We start from the raw sequence: 20855 nt of genomic DNA, 5'->3' as shown, positions 1-20855 counted from the left end.
ACGGACTCAGATGCCGACCTTGATGCGCGAGAAGCGCTTCAGGGTGACACCGGCCTCGTCCAGGACTTTCTGGACGGACTTCTTGTTGTCGAGCGCGTACGGCTGACCGAGGAGGGTGGCCTCCTTGAAGAAGCCGTTGACGCGACCCTCGACGATCTTGGGCAGCGCGGCCTCGGGCTTGCCCTCGGCGCGGGTGGTCTCCTCGGCGACGCGGCGCTCGGACTCGACGACCTCGGCCGGGACGTCCTCACGGGAGAGGTACTTCGGCGCGAAGGCGGCGATGTGCTGGGCGATGCCCTTGGCCAGGTCGGCGTCGGCCTTGTCCAGCTCGACCAGGACACCGATCTGCGGGGGCAGGTCGGGCATGGTGCGGTGCATGTACGCCGTGACGTACGTGCCCGAGAACTGGGCGAAGCGGTCCAGGACGATCTTCTCGCCGAGGTTGGCGTTGGCCTCGTCGACGTACGCCTGGACGGTCTTGCCGGCCTCGATCTCGGAGGCGAGCAGCGCGGCGATGTCGGCGGGCGACGTCTTGGCGATGTGCGCGGCCAGCGAGTTCGCCACGGCCTGGAACTTCTCGCCCTTGGCGACGAAGTCCGTCTCGCACTTCAGCTCGACGATCACGCCGGAGGTGTTGTCGTCGGCGATGAGGGAGACCACGGCGCCGTTCTCGGCGGAGCGGCCCTCGCGCTTGGCGACGCCCTTCTGGCCCTTGATGCGCAGGGCTTCGACGGCCTTGTCGACGCTGCCGTCGGCCTCGTCGAGCGCCTTCTTGCAGTCCATCATGCCGGCGCCCGTGAGCTCACGGAGCTTCTTGACGTCAGCGGCGGTGTAGTTCGCCATGATCCTGAAATTCTCTTTCGGAGGTCTGAAAGATCTACGGGTGAACGGCGGGGGCCTGAAGGCCCCCGCCGTCAACTACCGAACCTGTGAAGGTCAGGCCTGCTCGGCTTCCGCGGCGGCGGCGGGGGCGTCGGCCTGCTCGGCGTCGGCGGCCTTCTCCGTCTCGGCGGACTTCTGAACCTCGGCCTCGTCAGCCTTGGGCTCCTCGGCCTTGGCCTCGTCGGCCTTCGGCTCGTCGGCCTTCTTCTCGCCCTCGAGCAGGTCGCGCTCCCACTCGGCGAGGGGCTCGCCGGCGGCCTTCTCGCCCGGCTTCTGGTCGCCCGTGGCCACGCCGGAGCGGGCGATGAGGCCCTCGGCGACGGCGTCGGCGATCACGCGGGTGAGCAGGGTGACGGAGCGGATCGCGTCGTCGTTGCCCGGGATCTTGTAGTCGACCTCGTCGGGGTCACAGTTGGTGTCGAGGATGGCGACGACCGGGATGTTGAGCTTCCGGGCCTCACCAACCGCGATGTGCTCCTTCTTGGTGTCCACGATCCAGACGGCGCTGGGCACCTTGGACATCTCGCGGATACCGCCGAGGGTCTTCTCCAGCTTGGCCTTCTCGCGGGAGAGGACGAGCAGCTCCTTCTTGGTGAGGCCGGACGCGGCCACATCCTCGAAGTCGATCTGCTCGAGCTCCTTGAGGCGCTGGAGGCGCTTGTAGACGGTCGAGAAGTTGGTGAGCATGCCGCCCAGCCAGCGCTGGTTCACGTAGGGCATGCCGACGCGGGTCGCCTGCTCGGCGATGGCCTCCTGCGCCTGCTTCTTCGTGCCGACGAACATGACCGTGCCGCCGTGGGCGACGGTCTCCTTGACGAACTCGTAGGCGCGGTCGATGTACGACAGCGACTGGAGCAGGTCGATGATGTAGATGCCGTTGCGCTCCGTGAAGATGAAGCGCTTCATCTTCGGGTTCCAACGACGGGTCTGGTGACCGAAGTGGACGCCGCTTTCCAGCAGCTCCCGCATCGTGACGACGGCCATGGCCGTACTCCTTGGTGTTCTCGGTTGTGCCGCGTCCACCGGATGGCGGACACGCCTGACGCCCGCGATGCGCCGTGCCGCAAAGGACCGAGAGGCGCTGGCACCCGGCTTTTGAGGGCCTGGTGTCGGGGCGTGCGAAGTCGACCCGGTGACCCGGATCGCCACAAGAAGTGTACGGGACCCGCGAGGCAGCGGGTGACGCCGCTGTCCACAAGCGGCTGGTCATCCACAGATCCGCGCCATGATCCCCGCGCGGAGGCCAGGCGCGGGACGGTTCTGCCATGTCTCACATGCACATGCGAACTCACCTGCACATGCGAAGAGGACTGAGCCTGCTGCTGTCTCTGGTCCTGGCGGCCGTGGCGCTGATCACCGCGTCGACGCCGCCTGCCGGGGCCGCGGGGCGGCCTGTGCCGGGGGCGAGCGCCCCGGAGCCGGTGCCGAAGGTGGCCGGGGTGTGGCCGGTGGGGGTGCGACCCGCCGTCGTACGGGGGTGGGAGCCTCCGGCGTCGGAGTACGGGCGGGGGCACCGGGGCGTGGACCTCGCGGCGCCGCCGGGTTCGGTGGTGCGGGCGGTGGCTCCGGGCAGGGTCTCCTTCGCGGGCCGGGTGGCGGGCCGCGGGGTGATCGCGGTGGAACTGACGGGCACGGGCACTCCGCCGCTGCGCACGACGTACGAGCCGGTGCGGGCCACGGTCGCGGTCGAGAAGGGCGCCGAGGTCACGAGGGGCGAACCACTGGGAGTACTGGAACTCCCCCGCCACCACTGCCCCCACAGCTGCCTGCACTGGGGCCTGCGCAGGGCGGAAACCTACCTGAATCCCCTGTCGCTGCTCCCGCCATGGCTTCTGCGGAGGGGGACCTCCCGCTTGCTACCGGTCATCGACGTGCCGGTGCTGGGGGTGGTGCGGCTGGTTCCTTGGTGAGGGGGGAAGCCACGGCGAGGGGCGAGTCAGGTACCGCGGCGGCCGGGCTACCCAGCGGGTCAGGCGTCGAGAGCCGGGGCTCAGCCTCGTACGCCTCGGAGGGCCATCGTGACGGCTGCTTCGGTGATGGCGGGCGGGTCCTCCGCGGCGCCCAGTTCGATGCGCCGCACGGCCGCGTCCACGACGCCCTGGAGGAGCATCGCCGCGAGCCGGGGCTCCGCGTGCCCCAGGTCGCGCAGGGCCTCGCCGATCATGGTGACGAGCCCGCCGTGCGCGGCCCGGATCTTCTCCCGCGCGCCCGCGTCCAGCTCGGCCGCGGAGATCGCCACGACCGCCCGGTGCCGCCGGTCCCCCACGAGATCGAGCTGCCTCCTGACGTACGCCTCGACCTTGCCCTCGGCGGTGTCCGCCCCCTCCATCGCGGCGGATACCTCCGCGGCCCAGACGGGGAAGTCGACCTCGCACAGCTCTTCCACGACCGCGGCACGCGACCGGAAGTACTCGTACACGGACGAGCGCGCGAGCCCCGTGCGCTCGGCGAGGGCGGGGAAGGTCAACGCCTCCGTACCGCCCTCGGACAGCAGGGACCGCGCGGCGTCCAGCAGGGCGCCGCGCTGCATCGACCGGTGCTCGGCCACAGAGGCCGCTCGAATCCTTGGCACGCCCTCCACTCTACGGACGTGACCGCCGGGACGGGAGTCGGTCCACCCCGGCAAAACCGACGGCGGCACCGCACGTCACCAGCCGGGGGCAGGGACGATTCAGCGCGCTCAGCGGCCGAAACTGGCCAGCTTCGCTCGCAGCTGGAGCACCGATTTCGTGTGGATCTGGCTCACCCGGCTCTCCGTCACGCCGAGCACGTTCCCGATCTCGGCGAGCGTGAGGCCCTCGTAGTAGTAGAGCGTGACGACCGTCTTCTCACGCTCCGGCAGCGTGTTGATCGCGCGCGCGAGCAGCCGTCGCAGCTCGCGGTCCTCGGCGACCTCCACGGGGTTGTCGGCCGCGGTGTCCTCGAGCGTGTCCATCAGGCTCAGCCGGTTGCCGCCCTCGCCGCCGACGTGCAGCAGCTCCTCCAGGGCCACTACGTTCGCCAGCGACAACTGGCTGAAAATGGCGTGCAGTTCCTCGGTGGCGATGCCCATCTCGTGGGCGACCTCGTTCTCCGACGGCGTGCGCCGCAGCTGCGCCTCAAGCGTGGCGTACGCCCGCTCGACGTTGCGCGCCTTCTGCCGCACGGACCGGGGGATCCAGTCGAGCGCCCGCAGTTCGTCGATCATGGCACCGCGGATACGGGTGATCGCGTACGTCTCGAACTTGATGGACCGCTCGATGTCGAACTTCTCGATCGCGTCGATCAGCCCGAACACCCCGGACGACACGAAGTCCGCCTGCTCGACGTTGGGCGGCAGCCCCACACTGACCCGTCCCGCCACATACTTCACCAGCGGCGAGTAGTGCAGGATCAACTGCTCGCGCAGCCGCCCGTCCCCCGTGTCTTTGTACGACCGCCACAGCTCGTCCAGCGACGAGGGGGCGGGGGGCCGCTCCCGCTCGCCGCTACGGGCGGCGGGGGGAACCGCCGACGCCCGATCGGACCCTGAGGTGTGCTGGGGCATGTGGTGCCTTGAGCCGTTCTGCCGTGAACCGGTGAGGTCGTGCGAGCCGGTGGTTTCCCCCGTGCCCGCGGGGTGGTGAGTGTGCGTGAAGTGAATGAGGTTGTCCGTCTGCTTGCCCGTGGTTGCCTGCGGTTGCCTGTGGTTGCCTGTCCGCGTCGGAATCCTTGTGAGCGTAGCGTGACTGGAGTGTCGCAGTGTGCGAAGAGCAGGGGATCTTGCGTACGCAGATACGTTCCGCTGACCGCCCCACCGGGCACCTCCCGTCGCCGTGCGTGACGAGCCCGAACCGTCAACTACGGCCATTCCCAAGGCCATCGGGGGTTCATCCAGACGGCCGAACACGGTCGGTCACGGACCCTCTCCATTTGGCACAACCGACACAATCGCCTGGCGTGTCAACTGCCAGCCCTCGCCGTGTCGTTCGACGAACCCTAGAGAGCGCAACTCGTACAACCGACCGATCGCCTCGTCCACCCCCGTGCCCGCGCCGAACGCGATCTCCCGGGCCGGCGCGCCACCCCGGGCGGGCAGCGCCGCCAAGACCCGCGCGGCCTCCGGAGCCAGCAGGTCACGCGGTACGACGGGGCCGCGCCGCTCGGGGGCCAGCTCGCCCATGTCGCCCACCAGCTCGATGATTTCCGCGGCGTCGGTGACCAGCACTCCGTCCCGTCGCAGGAGTTCGTGCACCCCGGCCGAGAGGCCGCTCGTCGCGGGGCCCGGCACCCCCATCGTGAAGCGCCCCAGCTCCCGCGCACTGCGCGCCGTGGCGAGCGCGCCGCTGCGGTAGGCGGCCTCGACGACGACGCTCCCCCGGGTGAGCGCGGCGATCACGCGGTTCCGCAGGACGAACCTGCTCGGCGTGGGGTGGTCCCCCGGCGGCAACTCCCCCACCAGCAGGCCCTGTTCCGCGATCCTCCGGAGCAGCTCGGCGTGCCCTCTCGGATAGGCCCGGTCGACCCCGCACGCGAGCACCGCGACCGTGGCCCCACCGGCCCCCAGCGCTCCCCTGTGCGCGGCGCCGTCCACCCCATAGGCCCCGCCCGACACCACCACCCAGCCCCGCTCGGCCAGCCCCGCGCCCAGAGCGGCGGCCATGTGCGCGCCGTACTCCGTGCAGGCCCGGGCGCCGACCACGGCCACCGAGCGCAGGGCCCATATCCGCAGGCTGGGCCGCCCCCGCACCCACAGGCCCACCGGCCGCGCGTCCCCGAGGTCGTCCAGCTGGAGGGGCCACTCCGCCTCCCCCGGGCAGACGAACCGCACCCCCGCGTCCCGTGCCACCGCCAGGTCACGCTCGGGCCGTGCCTTCCCGGCCCGCGCCCGCAGCCCTTCCCACCGGGCCGGCGTCACCCCGTCGAGCCGCTCCTCCCCCTCGACGAGCCGCCGCAGCACGGAGACGGCCCCGCTCTCGCGCAGCCACCGCCCGCCCACCTCGTCCCCCGGTTCAAGGATCCGGGTGAGAGCAACCCTCGCCCACCGCTCCCCCTCCAAAGCCGAGCCCGGGGGTGAGGTCGAGCTGGGGAGCGAGACCGACGCCGGGGGCGAGACCGAGGCCGGCACCCCATCAGGCCCAGGCCCCAGGCCCGCGCTCACGTCAGTGCCCCGATCGCCATCGGCACTCCCCGTGACACTCCCGAGCGCAGTTGCAGCGCCAGCGCCACGTCCTGGGCGGCGGGCCGGCCGCGGCCCGACAGGTCCGCGACCGTCCAGGCGACCCGCAGCACACGGTCCAGCCCCCGCGCGGTCAGGAAGCCGCGCTCCAGATCGAGTTCGGCGGCGTCCAGCGCGCCCGGTTCGGCCGGCCACCGGGTGCGCAAGGCGTGCCCCGGCACCTCGCTGTTCGTCCGCCAGGCGGTGCCGGCCAGTCTGGCCGCGGCCCGCTCCCGGGCGGCGCGCACGCGGTCGGCCACCGTCTGCGTGGCGTCCCCCGGAGTCCCGTGCCCGGCCAGCTCGGAGCGTGTGACCGGCTCCACCTCCACCCTCAGGTCGACCCTGTCGAGCAGCGGGCCCGAGAGCCGCCCCTGATAGCGGCGGATGGCGGACGCCGGGCACTCACAGCCGTCCCCCAGGAGCGTGTGGCGCCCGCAGGGGCAGGGATTGGCCGCGAGGACCATGAGGAACTTCGCGGGCAGCCGCACCACCCCCGCGCTGCGAGCGATCACCACATGGCCCGACTCCAGGGGCTGGCGCAAGGAGTCCAGGGTCTGCGTGCTGAACTCCGGCGCCTCGTCGAGGAAGAGCACCCCGCGATGAGCCAGCGACACCGCCCCCGGCCGTGCGATCCCCTTGCCGCCGCCCACCAGCGACTGCATCGTCGCGGAGTGGTGGGGCGCGCAGTACGGCGCGGTGTCCACCAGCGGCTTGCCCGGTGGCAGCATGCCCGCCACGGAGTGGACGGCCGTCACCTCCAGGGACTCCTCCCGGGTCAGCCGGGGCAGGATCGCGGGCAGCCGCTCCGCGAGCATCGTCTTGCCGGCCCCCGGCGGGCCCTGAAGAAAGATGTGGTGCCCGCCCGTCGCCGCCACCTCCACGGCGGTGCGGGCCGAGGTCTGTCCGACGACGTCGGCGAGGTCCAGGGCGAGGGCGTCGTCCGCGCCGCCGCCGAGTCCCGTGCCCAGACCGGCCCCGGGCACGCAGAGCCCCGCGAGCATCGGGTCGGGCCGCCCCGGCACGTCCGGCTCCTCCTCGGGCACCGGCTCGTCGGTCAGGACGGCGATCAACTGCCGCAGGCTGCGCACACCGAGCACCGAGACCCCCGGCACCAGCGCGGCCTCGGCCGCCGTGCACTCCGGGACGACGACCTGCTCATAGCCCGCGTCCGCCGCCGCGAGGACCGCGGGCAGCACGCCTCTGACCGGCCGCACCCGGCCGTCGAGCCCCAGCTCGCCGATCATCACGATGTCGGTGAGCGTCCGGGGGTCGAGCCGCTCGGCCGCGCCGAGCACCGCGCAGGCCACGGCGAGGTCGAAACCACTGCCGCTCTTGGGCACCGAGGCCGGGCTGAGCCCCACCGTGAGCTTCTTCTGGGGCCACTCGGCGGCCGAATTGACCACGGCGGCCCTGACCCGGTCCTTGCTCTCCGTCAGGCTCTTGTCCGGGAGCCCGACCAGCGTGAACGCCGCGACGCCGGGCTCCAGGTCGGCCTGGACCTCGACGACCACGCCCTCGACGCCCACCAGGGCCACGGAGCACGTACGCGCGAATCCCATCAGGCCACCCCCCGCGCGTGCTCCACGACGGGGGCGCCGCGGCGCGGGATCAGCACGCCCACCAGGTCGATCCGGACCCCGCCGGGCGGTGGGCCGCCGCGCTCCTCGATCCAGCGCTCGGCGAGACGGCGCAGCCGCTCCGCCTTGGCGCGGCCCACGGCCGCCATCGGGTGCTGATAGATCCCCGGACCGACGAGGCCCGCCCTGCGGGTCTTGACCTCGCAGACGACCAGCGCCTCGCCGTCCATGGCCACGATGTCGATCTCGCCGGTCCTGCCGCCGCGCCAGTTGCGCTCCAGGACCGTCATGCCGGCTTCGTCCAGCCGCCGGGCGGCCAGATCTTCGCCGTACCGCCCGAGTGCCCCACGTGCGTTCATGTCGGAACCACCTCCGAGATCCACACTGGGGCCCGACCCCGAACGTTGTGGATCTTGGTGGATGACTCACGCGTTGTGGAAAACCCCGTCACCCGTGACGGTGAACGCGGTCCGGTGGACTCAGCCTCCCGGCAGTTCGAGGTCGCTCTTGTTGAGCTCCTCGATGTTCACGTCCTTGAACGTCAGGACGCGTACCTGCTTCACGAACCGTGCGGGCCTGTACATGTCCCACACCCAGGCATCCGCCATGGATACCTCGAAGAAAACCTCACCCTGGACGGAGTGCACCTGCATCTCGTAGTCGTTGGTGAGGTAGAAGCGCCGTTCGGTCTCGATCACATATTTGAACAGACCGACGACATCGCGGTACTCCCGGTAGAGCTTCAGCTCCATCTCGGTCTCGTACTTCTCGAGGTCCTCGGCGCTCATGGCATGTTCCCCTTCAGCCTTGCGTCCCCCTATTGTGCGTCAGCCCCTGGAGCCTCTACACGATTTCCGTGTCGAGCGTCTCGGGCCGGCTCGGAGGACCCTCGTCGAGCAGCCTGCGAAGCAACTCGGCGAGCCTGGTCGGATACACCGTCTCATGTGCCTCGGTCAGTTCCCGGCACGTCCACCAACGCGCTCCCGCGACACTCCGTCGTTCCAGCTCCGTCAGCCCCGTGGCCTGCGTGTACGTCTGCGACGTCCGCGCCAGGAAGTACCGCTCGTCCTGGTCCCAGCGCCGTCCGGCGAAGGGGAACGAGCAGGTCCGCTGCCACAGGGCGGGGCCGAGCTCGACCTCGGTGATGCCCGTCTCTTCCATGAGTTCTCGCAGCGCGGCCTGTTCATGCGTCTCGTCACCCTCCAGACCGCCGCCCGGCGTGAACCACCAGTCGTCCGCCCTGTCCTCCGGCTCGTGGCCGTGCAGCAGCAGGATGCGGTCCTGTGGGTCGAGCAGCACCACCCGCGCGACCCTGCGCAGCGCCCGCGGCTTCGGCTGCTCAGCCGACATGGGCGCTCTCTCCCGCGCGGTCACGGCTCTGCGGACGCTCACGCCCGCGCCGCATCCGCTTGGCCACCGGGCCGTACGCGGCGCCGCCCAGGACGAGGACGGCACCGCCGACCACCGCCCACACCATCAGCCGTACCGGCCCGGGCTCGGAGATGCCGCCCGGCATGTCCGCGAAGCCCGCGGGGCGCTCCAGCGTCCCGAACCGCTCCGTCGGCCAGGCCACGGCGTCGACCCGGCCCTCCACCGCACCGCGCGGCACGGAGCCGTGGTTGGAGTCGCCCAGGTGCACGCTGGAGTCCAGGGAACCGCTGCGCTCGTCGCCGAGCAGGAAGAGGTTGCCCTTGGGGACCGTGGTGGCCGGGATGCCGGTGGCCGCGGCGCCCTTGCCTTCCGGAAGATACGGTTCTGCGACGGGCTTGCCGTTGATCATGAGCTTGCCGTCCGTGCAGCAGGAGATCCGGTCGCCGCCGACGCCGACCACGCGCTTGACCATCGGCAGGTCGCCCCAGCTCGCCTGCCGGAAGACGACGACATCGCCCCGGCGCACCTCGTCGCCGTCGATCCGCTCCGCGAGGACCCGGTCGCCCGCGCCGATCGTCGGCGTCATCGACCCGGTGGGCACGGTGTAGGGCTGGTACAGGACGGCGCCCCAGACGAAGCCTCCCAGGAAGAGCACACAGCCGAGGGCCACGGCAAGCCCCGACAGCACGCTGCCGAGCCGTCCGTGGCCCTCGTCCGTACGTTGTGTCCTGCTCATCCCAGTGCTCCCCCATATCGGAGACGACCCCGCGCCCCTACGAACAGGAGCGCGGAAGATCGGTGATCTGGGACGGCACCCTACCCGGCGGTACCTCCGCCAGAAACCCTCGCGGCCCGGGCGTCGGCCACCGTGAGCCTGCGCCTGCGCCAGAGCACGACCGGCACCGCACCCGCGAGCCCGAGGGCGGCGGGCGCCGCGCTCATGGCGGCGTTGATGCCCTGCTGGTCGAAGGTGTCCGGCTTGGGCAGCGTGGCCCAGCGGGTGGGCGGCCAGGCGATCACGATGGCGCGGCCCACGACGTTGTCCACGGGGACCGCGCCGCCGCCGGGCTGGTTCTGGTGGTAGCGGGAGTCCAGCGAGTTCTGCCGGTGGTCGCCCATGACCCAGATTTTGCCCGCGGGGACGGTGACCTTGAACTGGCCGCCCTGGTCGTCCACGGTGCACGGGGTGTTGCCCTCGAAGACGTACGGCTCGTTCAGTGCCTTGCCGTTGACCTTCACCGGGCCGGTGCCCTTGCACTCCACGGTGTCGCCGCCGACCGCGATGACGCGCTTGATCAGGTCCTTCTCGTCGGCGGACGGCATCAGGCCGACCCAGCCGAGGACCCGCTGGAGCGCGTTCGGGTCGGGCGTCGGCTCACCGTCGAGCCAGTGGCCCGGGTCGTTGAAGACGACGACCTCGCCGCGCTCGGGCTCGGAACCGAACCACGGGGTCAGCTTGTCGACCAGGACGCGGTCGCCCTTCTGGAGGGTGTTCTGCATCGAGTCCGAGGGAATCGAGAACGCCTGCACCAGGAACGTCTTGATCACGAGCGCCAGGATCAGCGCGATGCCGATGAGGAGCGGCAGCTCCTTCCAGAAGGAGCGGGGCTTCTTCGGCCCCTTGGCCGGCTTCCCGTCCCGCTCGTCCGGTGCGGGACTCGCGCCCGCGGGGTCACTCCCGGGGTTCACGCCGTCCGCCGCCCCGGCCTCCGGCTCGTCCGATCGCCCTGGCTGCTCCTCGGGCCCACCGTGTCCGGACCGTGCGCCGACCGCCACATCCCCCACATCCACTCCTCAGTCCGTGCCGCTGCCCGCTCCTGATGCGATGCAGGCCCACCACTCCCATAACGAGCGGGAGTTCCGCAGGGGTCGGGAGTACGGTCAATCCATGTCGATCGCCGGGGGCCAGCCTATGCGACGGCCCGAGGGCGGTGTCCGACCCCGCACGCGCGTCGGGCACGGAGGCGTACGTATCGGGCTCCTCCAGCTTGCGCCAGTGGTCGAAGGGCCAGGCGATGACCAGCGCGCGGCCCACCACGCTGTCCTCGGACACGGTGCCGCTGAACTTCTCGGTGCGGTGGAACCGCGAGTCCGCGGAGTCCGAGCGGTGGTCCCCCATGACGAAGAAGCGCCCCTCGGGGACCTTGACCTCGAACTCGAACGATGAGGGCTCATCACCCGGATTGATGTAAGGCTCGGTGAGCGGGACGCCGTTGACCGTCAGTCTCTTGTTCTTGTCGCAGCACTTCACGGTGTCGCCGCCGACGCCGACCACGCGCTTGATGAGGTCGCGTTCGTTGTCGGAGGGCAGCAGACCGATGAAGGTGAGCCCTTCCTTGATCTGCTTGACCCCCACGGGGTCGTTCTTCTTCGTGGTCTGTTCGTCCTTGAGCCAGTTGCCCGGGTCCCTGAAGACGATGACGTCGCCGCGCTCGGGCTTGGAGCCGAACCACGGGGTGAGCTTGTCCACCAGGACGCGGTCGCCGATCCTGATCGTCTGCTCCATCGAGCCCGAGGGGATCACGAAGGCCTGCACCAGGAAGGTCTTCAGGACCAGGGCTATCAGCAGCGCGACGCCTATGAGGAGAGGTATCTCCTTGATCGCCGAGCGCCGCCTGCGCCGCTTGACCTTCCGCGCGAGCTTGCGCCGTTCGGCCCTGCCGGGCAGTACGGGCCCCGTCGTGGGCCGGGAGCCGGTGGGGAGCCCGGTGTCGTTGCGGTGACTCGCGGCACGTGTCCGCCCTCGGTTACCCATGCGCGCCGCCTGGTGCCGGCACGCGCGCGTAGCTGTCGGGACGCTCCAGGGAGGTCCAGTGTCCGAGGGGCCAGGCGATCCAGTCGGCCCTGCCGATCACGGAGTCGACGGGGACCATGCCGCCGCCGGGCTGGCCCAGGTGATCGCGGGAGTCACGGGAGTCGCTGCGGTGGTCGCCGAGGAGGAACAGGCTGCCTTCGGGGACGACCGCGACGAAACGCACCTTGGAGGGGGCGTCGCCGGGGTACAGATACGGCTCGTCGACGGGTTCGCCGTTCACCTTGATCCTCCCCCGCTCGTCGCAGCAGACCACGCGGTCTCCCCCCACCCCTGCGACCCGCTTGATGTAGTCGGCATCTCCGAAGTAGCCGCTGCCGTCGAAGACGACCGCGTCACCCCGCTGCGGCTCGGAACCGAAACGGTACGCCAACTTGTTGACGAGTACGCGGTCTCCGACCCGGAACGCGGGCTCCATGGAGCCGCTGGGGATCTGGAACGGCTGCATCACGAAGGTGCTGACGAGCAGCAGGGAGGCCATGCAGAACAGCAGCGTCAGGGTGATTCTGCCGCCGGGCACCCAAGACACCAGCGACGCAAAAGCGGAGCGCGACCGGTCCTCCGCCTCCGCGGACCCTCCGTCGCGCTCGGCGCTCGGGGAGTCGGTGGGTGGGGAGGAGCGGTCGCGCTCCGTGTGCCGTGCTTCGGTGTCCATCGGGGCCAGATGCTATCCGGCTCCGCTGTGGACCCGAGCGTCAGCTCAGTTGTCGCGCTTCTCCTTGATCTTCGCGGCCTTGCCGCGCAGCTCACGGAGGTAGTACAGCTTCGCGCGGCGGACGGCGCCGCGGGAGACGAGCTCGATCTTCTCGACGATCGGGGTGTGCACCGGGAAGGTGCGCTCCACGCCGACGGAGAAGGAGACCTTGCGGACCGTGAAGGTCTCGCGCACGCCGGCACCCTGGCGACGGATGACTACGCCCTTGAACTGCTGGACACGGGAGCGGTTGCCCTCGATGACGCGCACGTGGACGTTGACGGTGTCACCCGGGCGGAAGGCCGGGATGTCGGTGCGCAGCGAAGCGCTGTCGACGGAGTCGAGCAGGTTAGCCATGATCGTCTGCTTTCTTCACTGATGCCACAGGTCATCAGCGGGAAGTTCGTGATGAGGATTCGATAGCTGTTCGCGTCGGGCGGGCGTCTTTCCCCCTGTGGCAGGGGCGCACGCTGGACGTACAGCAGCGGCCTATTGTTCCACGGCCTCGGGGTCTCGCCCAAATCGGCCGTCGGGCCCCGGCCGCCACCCCAGGATCGAGAGCATCTCGCGGTCCTTCTTGTCGAAGCCTGCGGGGTCGCAGCGCTCGATCAGATCGGGCCGGTTGCGGACCGTGCGCCGCAGCGCCTCGTCCCGGCGCCAGCGCGCGATCTTGCCGTGGTGGCCGCTGACGAGCACGTCCGGGATGCCGTGGCCGCGCCACTCCGGAGGCTTCGTGTAGACGGGGCCTTCCAGGAGGTTCGCCATGGCGCCGGGCGCGAAGGAGTCGTCGCGGTGGGACTCGGCGTTGCCGAGAACCCCGGGCAGGAGCCGGGCCACGGCCTCGGTGACGACCAGGACGGCCGCCTCGCCGCCCGCCAGGACGTAGTCGCCGATCGACACCTCGTAGACGGGCATCCGGGTCGCGTACTCGTCCACGACGCGGCGGTCGATGCCCTCGTAGCGCGCGGGCGTGAAGACCAGCCAGGGGCGCTCGGAGAGCTCGACGGCGAGCTCCTGGGAGAAGGGGCGCCCGCTGGGCGTGGGGACGACCAGGACGGGCCCGTGGGCCCCCGCCTCGTACCCGCCGGCCAGGACGTCGTCGAGGGCCTCGCCCCAGGGCTCGGTCTTCATGACCATGCCGGGGCCGCCGCCGTACGGGGTGTCGTCGACCGTGTTGTGCCGGTCGTACGTCCACTCCCTGAGGTCGTGCACGTTCACGTCGAGCCGGCCACGCGCGCGTGCCTTGCCGACGAGGGAGACGTTCAGGGGTTCCAGGTACTCGGGGAAGATCGTGACGACGTCGAGCCGCATCAGGCGTCGTCCTTCGCGGGGCCGCCCGCGGAAGGGCCCTCGGCGGGGTCCTCGTCGGGGTGCTCGGCAGGGTCCTCGTCGTCCCTGGCGGACGCGATCTCCGCGCGGTCGTCGATCAGGCCGGGCGGCGGGTCGATGACGGCCCGCTGCTCCTCCAGGTCGATCTCGGTGACGATCGCCTCCACGAAGGGGATCATCACCTCGCTGCCGTCGGGCCGCTCCACGATGAACAGGTCCTGCGAGGGCAGGTGCGAGATCTCGGTGATCCGGCCGACCTCGGTCCCGTCCTCGGTGACGACGTCGAGGTCCATCAGCTGATGGTCGTAGTACTCGTCCTCGTCCTCCGGGAGCTCTTCCGGGTCGATCTCCGCGATCAGCAGCGTGTTGCGCAGCGCCTCGGCGCCCGTGCGGTCGCGTACGCCCTCGAAGCGCAGCAGGAGGCGGCCGCTGTGCACCCGGCCCGCCTCGATGGTCAGCGGCCCCGTGGAGGCGGGGTCGGTGGCGAGGACGGCGCCGGGCCCGAGCCGCAGCTCCGGCTCGTCGGTGCGCACCTCGACGGTGACCTCACCCTTGATGCCATGGGCGCGGCCGATCCGCGCGACTACCAGCTGCACTGCTCTCTCTCCTGTCGTGTGCCTACGGAAGGGTCCCGTCGGCGACTACGGACGCCCGGGACCACACACGGGTCGCCCACAGACGACTACGGGCCGAGGAAGGCCAGAAGCCCTCCCCGGCCCGTGCCGGTGCTGCCTTTGGTTCAGTGAACCTGGTCCACGTCGACGAGGTCGACGCGGACACCGCGGCCGCCGATGGCGCCCACGACGGTCCGCAGAGCGCGCGCGGTACGGCCGTTACGGCCGATCACCTTGCCGAGGTCGTCCGGGTGAACCCGGACCTCGAGCACACGCCCCCTGCGCAGGTTGCGCGAGGCGACCTGCACGTCGTCGGGGTTGTCGACGATGCCCTTCACGAGGTGCTCGAGAGCCTCCTCGAGCATGCTCAGGCCTCGGTCGACTCGGTGGGCGCGGCCTCGGCCGCGTCCGCCTTCTTGTCAGCCTTCTTGGCCTTCTGGGTGATGGCCTCACCCTTCGGCTCGTCGCCCTCGAGGCCCTTGGTGAAGGCCTCGAACGCGGCGCGCTTGTCCTTGGGCTCCGCGACGAGCAGCGGCGCGGGGGCCGGAAGGCCCTTGTGCGCCTGCCAGTCACCGGTGAGCTTCAGGATCGCCATGACCGGCTCGGTCGGCTGAGCGCCGACGGAGAGCCAGTACTGCGCGCGCTCCGAGTCGACCTCGATGCGCGAGGGGTTCTGCACCGGGTGGTACAGACCGATCTCCTCGATGGCCCGACCATCACGGCGGGTACGGGAGTCGGCGACGACGATGCGGTAGTGAGGCGAACGGATCTTGCCCAGACGCTTCAGCTTGATCTTGACTGCCACTGGAGTGGTGTCTCCTGGTCTTGACGTGGTTGGGCACAACGAGATGCCACGTGGGGTTGCGGTACTCGGGGTGCCCGATGGACGCGTCAGCCGGAGGCGAGAGGGTTCCTATGCGGCTGTCGAGTACAGCTAGCCATTGTGCCATACGTCGCCGGGGCGTCCGAAACCGGTCCGGGCGCCCCCGCGACCACGGCGTGCGCGGCTGACGGGCCGGTCCGTCAGCCGGCCACGGCGCCGACCACTTCCGGGATACGGAAGGGCTTGCCGCAGCCGCCGCAGACGATGGGCGCCTGGGCGAGCACCGAGGGGACCACGCGGACGTTGCGCCCGCAGTCGCAGACGGCCTTGACGCGGACGCCGCCCCCGGAGGAGCCATGCCGGGCGGCCGGGCCGCGGAAGCTGCGTGCCGTGTCACCGGCGGTCGCCGCGGTGTGCGCCTTCAGGGCACGCTGCAACCGCTCGATCGTCGGGCGGTAGCGCTTGCGCGCCTCGGGGTTGAGCGTGACCAGGGAGAAGCCGCTGCTCGGGTGCGGCTCCTCGGGGTGGTCGAGGCCCAACTCCTCGGCGATCGCGAGGAATCTGCGGTTGTGATAGCGGCCCGCGCGTGAGGTGTCGCGTACGCCGCGTGACGCGGCGATGCCATGGACTGCCTCGTGGAGCAGTCGCTCGAAGGAGAGTTCGGCGCCGCAGGCGGACGACGACTCTCCGATCAGGGATTCGGGCGCGGCAAGATCGGGCAGCTCGGGGTGGTGCCGCTGAATATCGGCCCACGCCTGTGCCAGCTCTGCGGCGAGAACAGGTGGTGTCGTGCTCACGTCGTGAACAACGAGCCGGGATGCCCGGGGGTTCCATTCCGGGGCATCCCAAATAATTTGCACGTACCCGTCAGTTGCCGTTGATGCGTCCGGACGAGGGCGGGTGCGCCGATCTGCCCAGAAGCCTCGCAGGTCATGGCAACCCGGTACGTAGCGGCGCGTACGCCCCCGCGCGTAGAAGAAGCACGCACACCGGGGCTCGTGGTGCCCCGGCAGGCGTACGGGCCGGGAACGGGAGCGCTGGTTCCGGAAGGGCGCCCCTCAGTAAGCGCGCGCCACGACCGCGACGTTACCCGGGGTCTCCTCGGCGTCCGGCACCGCCCCGTCCTCCGCGACCAGACACCGTACGGAGACGGAGTGCTCGGCGAGCTTCGCCTCGCCCTCCGCGCCGAGCGTGGCCCAGGGGATGCGGGCCCAGCCGCCGGCCGCCGCGGCCTCCACGGCCTGGTCGACGGTGGTGACGTCCGAGGTGCGGGACTCCCGGCGCTCGCGGGCCTGGTCCAGGAGCAGTCGCTGGTCCTCTTCGAGGAGGGCGGGCAGCACCGCCGCCAGGGAGCCGATCGCCACCGGCTCCTTGCCTCCCCTGATGCGGCGGGCCAGCATCGCGGTGCCGCTCTCCAGGTCGCGCGGACCGACCTCGACGCGGACCGGCACTCCCTTGAGCTCCCAGTCGACGGCGCGGCGCCCGAAGGGGATGTCCGTGCGGTCGTCGACCTCGACGCGTACGCCCGCGGCCCTGAGCCGGTCGCCGATCTCACGGACCTCGGCGAGCACGGCGTCGTCGCCCTTGACCGCGAGGACGACGGCCTGGATCTGCGCGAGGCGCGGCGGGACCCGCAGGCCGTCGTCGTCGCCGTGCATCATCACCAGGGCGCCGATCATCCGCGTCGTACTGCCCCAGGAGGTCTGCCAGACGAACTCCTGCCCGCCCTCCTTGGAGAGGTAGCGGGTCTGGAACGCGCGGGCGAAGTTCTGGCCGAGTTCGTGGCTCGTGCCGAGCTGGAGGGCCTTGCCGTCGCCCATCATGCCCTCGAGCGTCAGGGTGTTGACCGCGCCCGCGAAGCGCTCACGGGCGGTCTTGCGGCCCAGCACGAAGTCCATCGCGAGGACGTCCCGCATGAAGGCCCCGTAGACGTCGCGGTGGATCCGGCCCGCGAAATCGCGTGCTTCCTCGTACGTCGCGTGGGCCGTGTGCCCCTCCTGCCAGAGGAACTCCGACGTGCGCAGGAAGAGCCGGGGCCGCAGCTCCCAGCGGACGACGTTCGCCCACTGGTTGATCAGGAGCGGCAGGTCGCGGTAGCTCTGCACCCACTTGGTGAAGTATTCGTTGACGATCGTCTCCGAGGTGGGGCGCACGACGACCGGCTCCTCCAGCTCCTTGCCCCCGCCGTGCGTGACGACGGCCAGCTCCGGGGCGAAGCCCTCGACGTGCTCGGCCTCCCGGGTCAGGTACGACTGGGGGATGAGGAGGGGGAAGTACGCGTTCTGCGTACCCGTCTCCTTGATGCGGGCGTCCATGTCCTGCTGCATGCGTTCCCACAGGCCGTAGCCGTACGGTCGGATCACCATGGTGCCGCGCACCGGGCCGTTGTCGGCCAGTTCGGCCTTGCTGATCAGATCCTGGTACCAGCGCGGAAAGTCTTCCGCCCGGGGCGTGAGAACGGGTGCCTTGGCCATGGCGCGCATGGTACGGCGGGCCTCCGGAGCGAGTGAATTGAATTCTTCCGGGACTCACCCGGGGGGCGCACGACGGTGGCACGCAAGCATTGCCCCACAACCCCTGGACGCCGCGACGGATGCGGAGTTCTCTGGCATACGGGGGGAGTGCGAGCGCACTGCACGGGGGCGGACGAAACGTTTGAACACGACACTCCAGCAACTCTCGGCGGATTGGGGCGCTTTCGATGACACCTACACTCGCGCAACCGCACCTCCCCCGCGCCGGCGCGACCCCACGCGGCGTGGACCGGTGCGCACGCGCGCGTGACTGGGCGGAAATCCAGGAACGGATGCTGGTACCGCTCTATGAAGCGGTGTACGAACGACTCGACGTGGACGGCCGGACACGGCTTCTCGGTCTCGGCTGCGGCTCCGGACTCGCCCTCCTGATGGCGGCGTCCCGGGGCGCGACGGTCACCGGTGTCGACCCCTCGGCACCCGAACGGCTCGCCCTGGCACGCGAGCGCCTGCTGTCCGATGCGGACGCGGACACGGACACGTCGTCGCACGGCGGCGCCCGGCTCGTCGAAGGAGGCCCCGCCGACGTCGCGGGCCCTGACGTACCCCCCTTCAACATGGTGACCGCGTTCCAGCCGATCGGCTGTGTGGCGGGCGACTCCGAGGGCCTGTCCGGCCTTCTGGAGGCCACCGTCCCGCTGACCGGGCGCGGCACCCCCGTGGTCCTCGCCGGCTGGGGTCCGCCGGAGCGCTGCACGACGTCTTCCGTGCTGAAGGTGGCGACCAAGCTCGCCGACCCGTTCCGCAGCGCGGGAAGCTGGCGCCCCGCCCTCCGTGACGACCTGGAGGAGGTCGCCCAGCGGGCCGGCCTCAAACCGGACGGCTCGGGACGCGTGGCGTGCCCCTTCGGGTACGCGGACACGGACAGCGCGGTCCGCGGCCTGCTCTCCACGGGGCTGTTCGACGCGGCGGTGGGCGCGACGGACCAGGTCCAGGTCGACAAGGAGCTGACGGAGGCCCTGCACCCGCACAAGCGGCGGGACGGGACGGTGTGGATGCCGAACGTCTTCCGGTACTTGATCGCGCGTACGCGGTAGTGGGTTCGCGGAAGGGGCCTAGCCGGCGTCCTTGGTGAGGCGGGTGATGCCTGCGACCCGGTAGGCCGCCTCCTCGTCCAGCGTCTCGTTCTCCAGGAGGGCGGCGGCCAGGGCGTCCAGCTGCCCCCGGTGCTCGGCCAGTTGGCGGCACGCGCTCTCGTAGCACTCGTCGACGATCCGCCGCATCTCGTGGTCGATCGTGTCGAGGGTGACCGGCGCGGCCGAGAGCCCGTACGCCTGCTGGGCGTCGTTCGGCAGTGCGGAGAGCCGGCCCACGCGCTCGCTCATGCCCCAGCGGCCGACCATGCCGCGGGCGATGTTCGTGACCTGCTCCAGGTCGTTCTCGGCGCCCGTCGTGACGACGCCGAAGACGACCTGTTCGGCCGCCATGCCGCCGAGGGCCCCGACGATGCGGCCGCGCAGATACTCCTCCGTGTACGCGTACTTGTCGGAGTCCGGGGTCGACAGCGTGACGCCCAGGGCTCGGCCGCGGGGCACGATGGTGATCTTCCGGACGGGGTCCGCGCCGGGTTGCAGCATGCCGAGCAGGGCGTGCCCGCTCTCGTGGTACGCCGTGCGGCGCCGCTCCTCGTCCGGCATGACCAGCGGCCGCTCGGCACCGAGCTGGACCTTTTCGAGCGCTTCGGAGAGGTCGGCCTGTGTCACCTGCTTCTGCTTGCGCTTGACGGCGAGCAGGGCGGCTTCGTTGGCGAGGTTGGCGAGTTCGGCGCCGGTCATCCCCGGTGTCGTACGGGCGACCTGGGCGAGGTCGGTGTCGTCCGCCAGCGGGATCTCACGGGTGTGGATCTTGAGGATGGCCTCGCGTCCGTTCCGGTCGGGCGGGCTGACGGTGACGACCCGGTCGAAGCGGCCGGGGCGGGTCAGGGCCGGGTCGAGGATGTCGGCGCGGTTGGTGGCCGCGAGGACGATGACGCCTTCGGAGCCCGAGAATCCGTCCATCTCGGTGAGGATCTGGTTCAGCGTCTGCTCGCGCTCGTCGTGCCCGCCCATCCCGCTGCCGCCGCCACGTGCCCGTCCGATGGTGTCGATCTCGTCGATGAAGATGATGGAGGGCGCGACCTTCCTGGCCTCGGCGAAGAGTTCGCGTACGCGCGAGGCGCCGACGCCCACGATCATCTCGATGAACTCCGACGCGGACGCCGAGAAGAAGGGCACCCCGGCCTCACCGGCGACGGCCCGCGCGAGCAGCGTCTTACCGGTGCCGGGCAGGCCGGCCAGGAGCACGCCCCGCGGCATCTTGGCGCCCATCTCGCGGTACGCCGCCGGATTCTTCAGGAAGTCGACGACGTCACTGAGCTCGCCCTCGACCTCGTCGATGCCCGCCACGTCCTCGAAGGTGGTGCGCTGCTCGCCGGGCTCCAGCTCCACCGGCTTCGGCGGGGCCTTGCGGCCCAGCATGCCGCCCGCACCGCCCATGCCCGAGCTCATCCGCCGGGCGATGAAGATCCACAGGACGACCAGGAGCAGCATCGGGGCGAGCGAGATCAGCAGGTTGGAGAGGAAGCTGCGCTCCTGGACGACGGGCTCGGCGGTGACGGTGACGTCGTGCTTGGTCAGGTCGTCCCAGAGCTTGTCGTCGGCGAAGGCGGGGCGCTGGGTGGTGAACTTGGTGTAGTTCCCCTTCTCGTCGCCCGGCTTCGGCTGCTCCTTCTTGAGCTGCCCCTGGATCGCGTCGCCCTTGGAGTAGATCTTCGTGACGTTCCCGGAGTCGACCTGCTTGCTGAACTCCGTGTACGAGATCGTCGGCTCGTCGCCGTCGTTGAAGAAGGACAGGACGAGGTTGGCGATGAGATAGACGATGAGCGCGGTGAGGATGAGCCCGCCCCACCCGCCCGGCATCTTCTTCTTCGGCGGCGGCGCGGGCTCGGGCGGCGGTGCGCCCTCGGAGCGCCACGGCTGGTCGGGCGCCTGGCGCGGCGGCACAGGGTTGCTCATATCCGGACGCTACGACACAAACCGGGGCCGGGCATCCGCTCCGGAAACGC

General features: G+C 70.8%; 23 protein-coding genes. 2 read left to right on the top strand and 21 right to left on the bottom strand.

The features are described from left to right. Positions 1–6 precede the first annotated feature (6 nt). Together tsf and rpsB are read right to left on the bottom strand one after the other, a co-directional pair. Positions 7–843, bottom strand: a complete 837-nt coding sequence (gene tsf / locus QBL25_RS29230) for a translation elongation factor Ts (RefSeq protein ID WP_409059930.1) — start codon at positions 841–843, stop codon at positions 7–9. 93 nt (positions 844–936) lie between these two features. Continuing rightward, positions 937–1866, bottom strand: a complete 930-nt coding sequence (gene rpsB / locus QBL25_RS29225; RefSeq protein ID WP_409059929.1) for a 30S ribosomal protein S2 — start codon at positions 1864–1866, stop codon at positions 937–939. Positions 1867–2156: 290 nt separating this feature from the next. Between rpsB and QBL25_RS29220 the strand changes: the two genes are divergently transcribed. Then, positions 2157–2792 carry a peptidoglycan DD-metalloendopeptidase family protein gene (locus QBL25_RS29220; RefSeq protein ID WP_409059928.1) on the top strand — a complete coding sequence of 212 codons (636 nt, stop codon included), beginning with the start codon at positions 2157–2159 and terminating at the stop codon, positions 2790–2792. 80 nt (positions 2793–2872) lie between these two features. Here QBL25_RS29220 and QBL25_RS29215 read toward each other — a convergent pair whose 3' ends face one another. The 18 genes from QBL25_RS29215 to proS all read right to left on the bottom strand — a co-directional run bounded on the left by QBL25_RS29215 (position 2873) and on the right by proS (position 17752). Then, complete coding sequence (locus QBL25_RS29215; RefSeq protein WP_409062817.1) at positions 2873–3430, bottom strand: TetR/AcrR family transcriptional regulator; 558 nt, start codon at positions 3428–3430, stop codon at positions 2873–2875. Between the two features lie 132 nt (positions 3431–3562). Further along, positions 3563–4408, bottom strand: a complete 846-nt coding sequence (gene whiG, locus QBL25_RS29210) for an RNA polymerase sigma factor WhiG (protein ID WP_409059927.1) — start codon at positions 4406–4408, stop codon at positions 3563–3565. A gap of 348 nt (positions 4409–4756) precedes the next feature. Continuing rightward, entirely contained in the window at positions 4757–5899 is a 1143-nt protein-coding gene (gene dprA / locus QBL25_RS29205; protein ID WP_409062816.1) for a DNA-processing protein DprA, read from the bottom strand. Positions 5900–5997: 98 nt separating this feature from the next. After that, entirely contained in the window at positions 5998–7617 is a 1620-nt protein-coding gene (locus tag QBL25_RS29200) for a YifB family Mg chelatase-like AAA ATPase (RefSeq protein ID WP_409059926.1), read from the bottom strand. Then, a complete protein-coding gene (locus QBL25_RS29195; protein WP_409059925.1) occupies positions 7617–7994 on the bottom strand; it encodes a YraN family protein in 378 nt (125 codons plus the stop codon). The genes QBL25_RS29200 and QBL25_RS29195 overlap by 1 nt, the downstream gene beginning before the upstream one ends. 120 nt (positions 7995–8114) lie before the next feature. Continuing rightward, entirely contained in the window at positions 8115–8423 is a 309-nt protein-coding gene (locus tag QBL25_RS29190; RefSeq protein WP_003965949.1) for a DUF2469 domain-containing protein, read from the bottom strand. A 55-nt stretch (positions 8424–8478) separates the two neighbouring features. Then, on the bottom strand, positions 8479–8985 hold the full coding sequence (locus tag QBL25_RS29185; RefSeq protein WP_409059924.1) for an NUDIX hydrolase: 507 nt from the start codon (positions 8983–8985) through the stop codon (positions 8479–8481). Next, positions 8975–9742 carry a signal peptidase I gene (gene lepB / locus QBL25_RS29180; protein ID WP_409059923.1) on the bottom strand — a complete coding sequence of 256 codons (768 nt, stop codon included), beginning with the start codon at positions 9740–9742 and terminating at the stop codon, positions 8975–8977. The genes QBL25_RS29185 and lepB (QBL25_RS29180) overlap by 11 nt, the downstream gene beginning before the upstream one ends. Positions 9743–9822: 80 nt before the next feature. After that, entirely contained in the window at positions 9823–10791 is a 969-nt protein-coding gene (lepB, locus tag QBL25_RS29175; protein ID WP_409059922.1) for a signal peptidase I, read from the bottom strand. Continuing rightward, positions 10679–11761: a signal peptidase I gene (gene lepB / locus QBL25_RS29170; RefSeq protein ID WP_409059921.1), complete on the bottom strand. Its 1083-nt coding sequence runs from the start codon at positions 11759–11761 to the stop codon at positions 10679–10681. The genes lepB (QBL25_RS29175) and lepB (QBL25_RS29170) overlap by 113 nt, the downstream gene beginning before the upstream one ends. After that, positions 11754–12473 (bottom strand): signal peptidase I, encoded by a 720-nt coding sequence (gene lepB, locus QBL25_RS29165; RefSeq protein WP_409059920.1) that lies wholly within the window; start codon positions 12471–12473, stop codon positions 11754–11756. Before lepB (QBL25_RS29165) ends, lepB (QBL25_RS29170) begins: the two co-directional genes overlap by 8 nt. A 45-nt stretch (positions 12474–12518) precedes the next feature. Beyond that, the gene (rplS, locus tag QBL25_RS29160) at positions 12519–12869 is read right to left on the bottom strand and encodes a 50S ribosomal protein L19 (RefSeq protein WP_160507458.1); all 351 of its coding nucleotides are present in this window, start codon (positions 12867–12869) and stop codon (positions 12519–12521) included. Between the two features lie 132 nt (positions 12870–13001). After that, positions 13002–13823, bottom strand: coding sequence for a tRNA (guanosine(37)-N1)-methyltransferase TrmD (gene trmD / locus QBL25_RS29155; RefSeq protein ID WP_409059919.1), 822 nt, complete (start codon positions 13821–13823; stop codon positions 13002–13004). Next, positions 13823–14437, bottom strand: coding sequence for a ribosome maturation factor RimM (gene rimM / locus QBL25_RS29150; RefSeq protein ID WP_409059918.1), 615 nt, complete (start codon positions 14435–14437; stop codon positions 13823–13825). The genes trmD and rimM overlap by 1 nt, the downstream gene beginning before the upstream one ends. A 143-nt stretch (positions 14438–14580) precedes the next feature. Next, complete coding sequence (locus tag QBL25_RS29145) at positions 14581–14820, bottom strand: RNA-binding protein (protein WP_030361979.1); 240 nt, start codon at positions 14818–14820, stop codon at positions 14581–14583. 2 nt (positions 14821–14822) lie between these two features. Continuing rightward, on the bottom strand, positions 14823–15260 hold the full coding sequence (rpsP, locus tag QBL25_RS29140) for a 30S ribosomal protein S16 (RefSeq protein WP_409059917.1): 438 nt from the start codon (positions 15258–15260) through the stop codon (positions 14823–14825). Between the two features lie 218 nt (positions 15261–15478). Next, positions 15479–16075 carry a hypothetical protein gene (locus QBL25_RS29135; RefSeq protein WP_409059916.1) on the bottom strand — a complete coding sequence of 199 codons (597 nt, stop codon included), beginning with the start codon at positions 16073–16075 and terminating at the stop codon, positions 15479–15481. Positions 16076–16336: 261 nt separating this feature from the next. Further along, the gene (proS, locus tag QBL25_RS29130) at positions 16337–17752 is read right to left on the bottom strand and encodes a proline--tRNA ligase (RefSeq protein WP_409059915.1); all 1416 of its coding nucleotides are present in this window, start codon (positions 17750–17752) and stop codon (positions 16337–16339) included. Positions 17753–17979: 227 nt separating this feature from the next. Between proS and QBL25_RS29125 the strand changes: the two genes are divergently transcribed. After that, positions 17980–18849: an SAM-dependent methyltransferase gene (locus QBL25_RS29125; RefSeq protein WP_409059914.1), complete on the top strand. Its 870-nt coding sequence runs from the start codon at positions 17980–17982 to the stop codon at positions 18847–18849. A gap of 18 nt (positions 18850–18867) precedes the next feature. Here the strand turns inward: QBL25_RS29125 and ftsH are convergent, their stop codons facing one another. Next, on the bottom strand, positions 18868–20805 hold the full coding sequence (ftsH, locus tag QBL25_RS29120) for an ATP-dependent zinc metalloprotease FtsH (protein ID WP_409059913.1): 1938 nt from the start codon (positions 20803–20805) through the stop codon (positions 18868–18870). Positions 20806–20855 lie beyond the last annotated feature (50 nt).

It is taken from the genome of Streptomyces sp. SYP-A7185 (genome assembly GCF_046103685.1).
In the GTDB taxonomy this organism is placed as follows: Bacteria; Actinomycetota; Actinomycetes; order Streptomycetales; family Streptomycetaceae; genus Streptomyces.
This window is presented reverse-complemented; position numbering and strand designations above follow the sequence as displayed.

Coding starts and splice junctions, on each gene's coding strand:
- tsf (WP_409059930.1), bottom strand. CDS start 843: ATGGCGAACTACACCGCCGCTGACGTCAAGAAGCTCCGTGAGCTCACG.
- QBL25_RS29125 (WP_409059914.1), top strand. CDS start 17,980: ATGACACCTACACTCGCGCAACCGCACCTCCCCCGCGCCGGCGCGACC.
- QBL25_RS29190 (WP_003965949.1), bottom strand. CDS start 8,423: ATGAGCGCCGAGGACCTCGAGAAGTACGAGACCGAGATGGAGCTGAAG.
- lepB (WP_409059921.1), bottom strand. CDS start 11,761: ATGGGTAACCGAGGGCGGACACGTGCCGCGAGTCACCGCAACGACACC.
- trmD (WP_409059919.1), bottom strand. CDS start 13,823: ATGCGGCTCGACGTCGTCACGATCTTCCCCGAGTACCTGGAACCCCTG.
- ftsH (WP_409059913.1), bottom strand. CDS start 20,805: ATGAGCAACCCTGTGCCGCCGCGCCAGGCGCCCGACCAGCCGTGGCGC.
- whiG (WP_409059927.1), bottom strand. CDS start 4,408: ATGCCCCAGCACACCTCAGGGTCCGATCGGGCGTCGGCGGTTCCCCCC.
- lepB (WP_409059920.1), bottom strand. CDS start 12,473: ATGGACACCGAAGCACGGCACACGGAGCGCGACCGCTCCTCCCCACCC.
- QBL25_RS29220 (WP_409059928.1), top strand. CDS start 2,157: ATGCACATGCGAACTCACCTGCACATGCGAAGAGGACTGAGCCTGCTG.
- lepB (WP_409059923.1), bottom strand. CDS start 9,742: ATGAGCAGGACACAACGTACGGACGAGGGCCACGGACGGCTCGGCAGC.
- QBL25_RS29195 (WP_409059925.1), bottom strand. CDS start 7,994: ATGAACGCACGTGGGGCACTCGGGCGGTACGGCGAAGATCTGGCCGCC.
- rplS (WP_160507458.1), bottom strand. CDS start 12,869: ATGGCTAACCTGCTCGACTCCGTCGACAGCGCTTCGCTGCGCACCGAC.
- proS (WP_409059915.1), bottom strand. CDS start 17,752: ATGGCCAAGGCACCCGTTCTCACGCCCCGGGCGGAAGACTTTCCGCGC.
- QBL25_RS29185 (WP_409059924.1), bottom strand. CDS start 8,985: ATGTCGGCTGAGCAGCCGAAGCCGCGGGCGCTGCGCAGGGTCGCGCGG.
- QBL25_RS29145 (WP_030361979.1), bottom strand. CDS start 14,820: ATGCTCGAGGAGGCTCTCGAGCACCTCGTGAAGGGCATCGTCGACAAC.
- rpsB (WP_409059929.1), bottom strand. CDS start 1,866: ATGGCCGTCGTCACGATGCGGGAGCTGCTGGAAAGCGGCGTCCACTTC.
- QBL25_RS29200 (WP_409059926.1), bottom strand. CDS start 7,617: ATGGGATTCGCGCGTACGTGCTCCGTGGCCCTGGTGGGCGTCGAGGGC.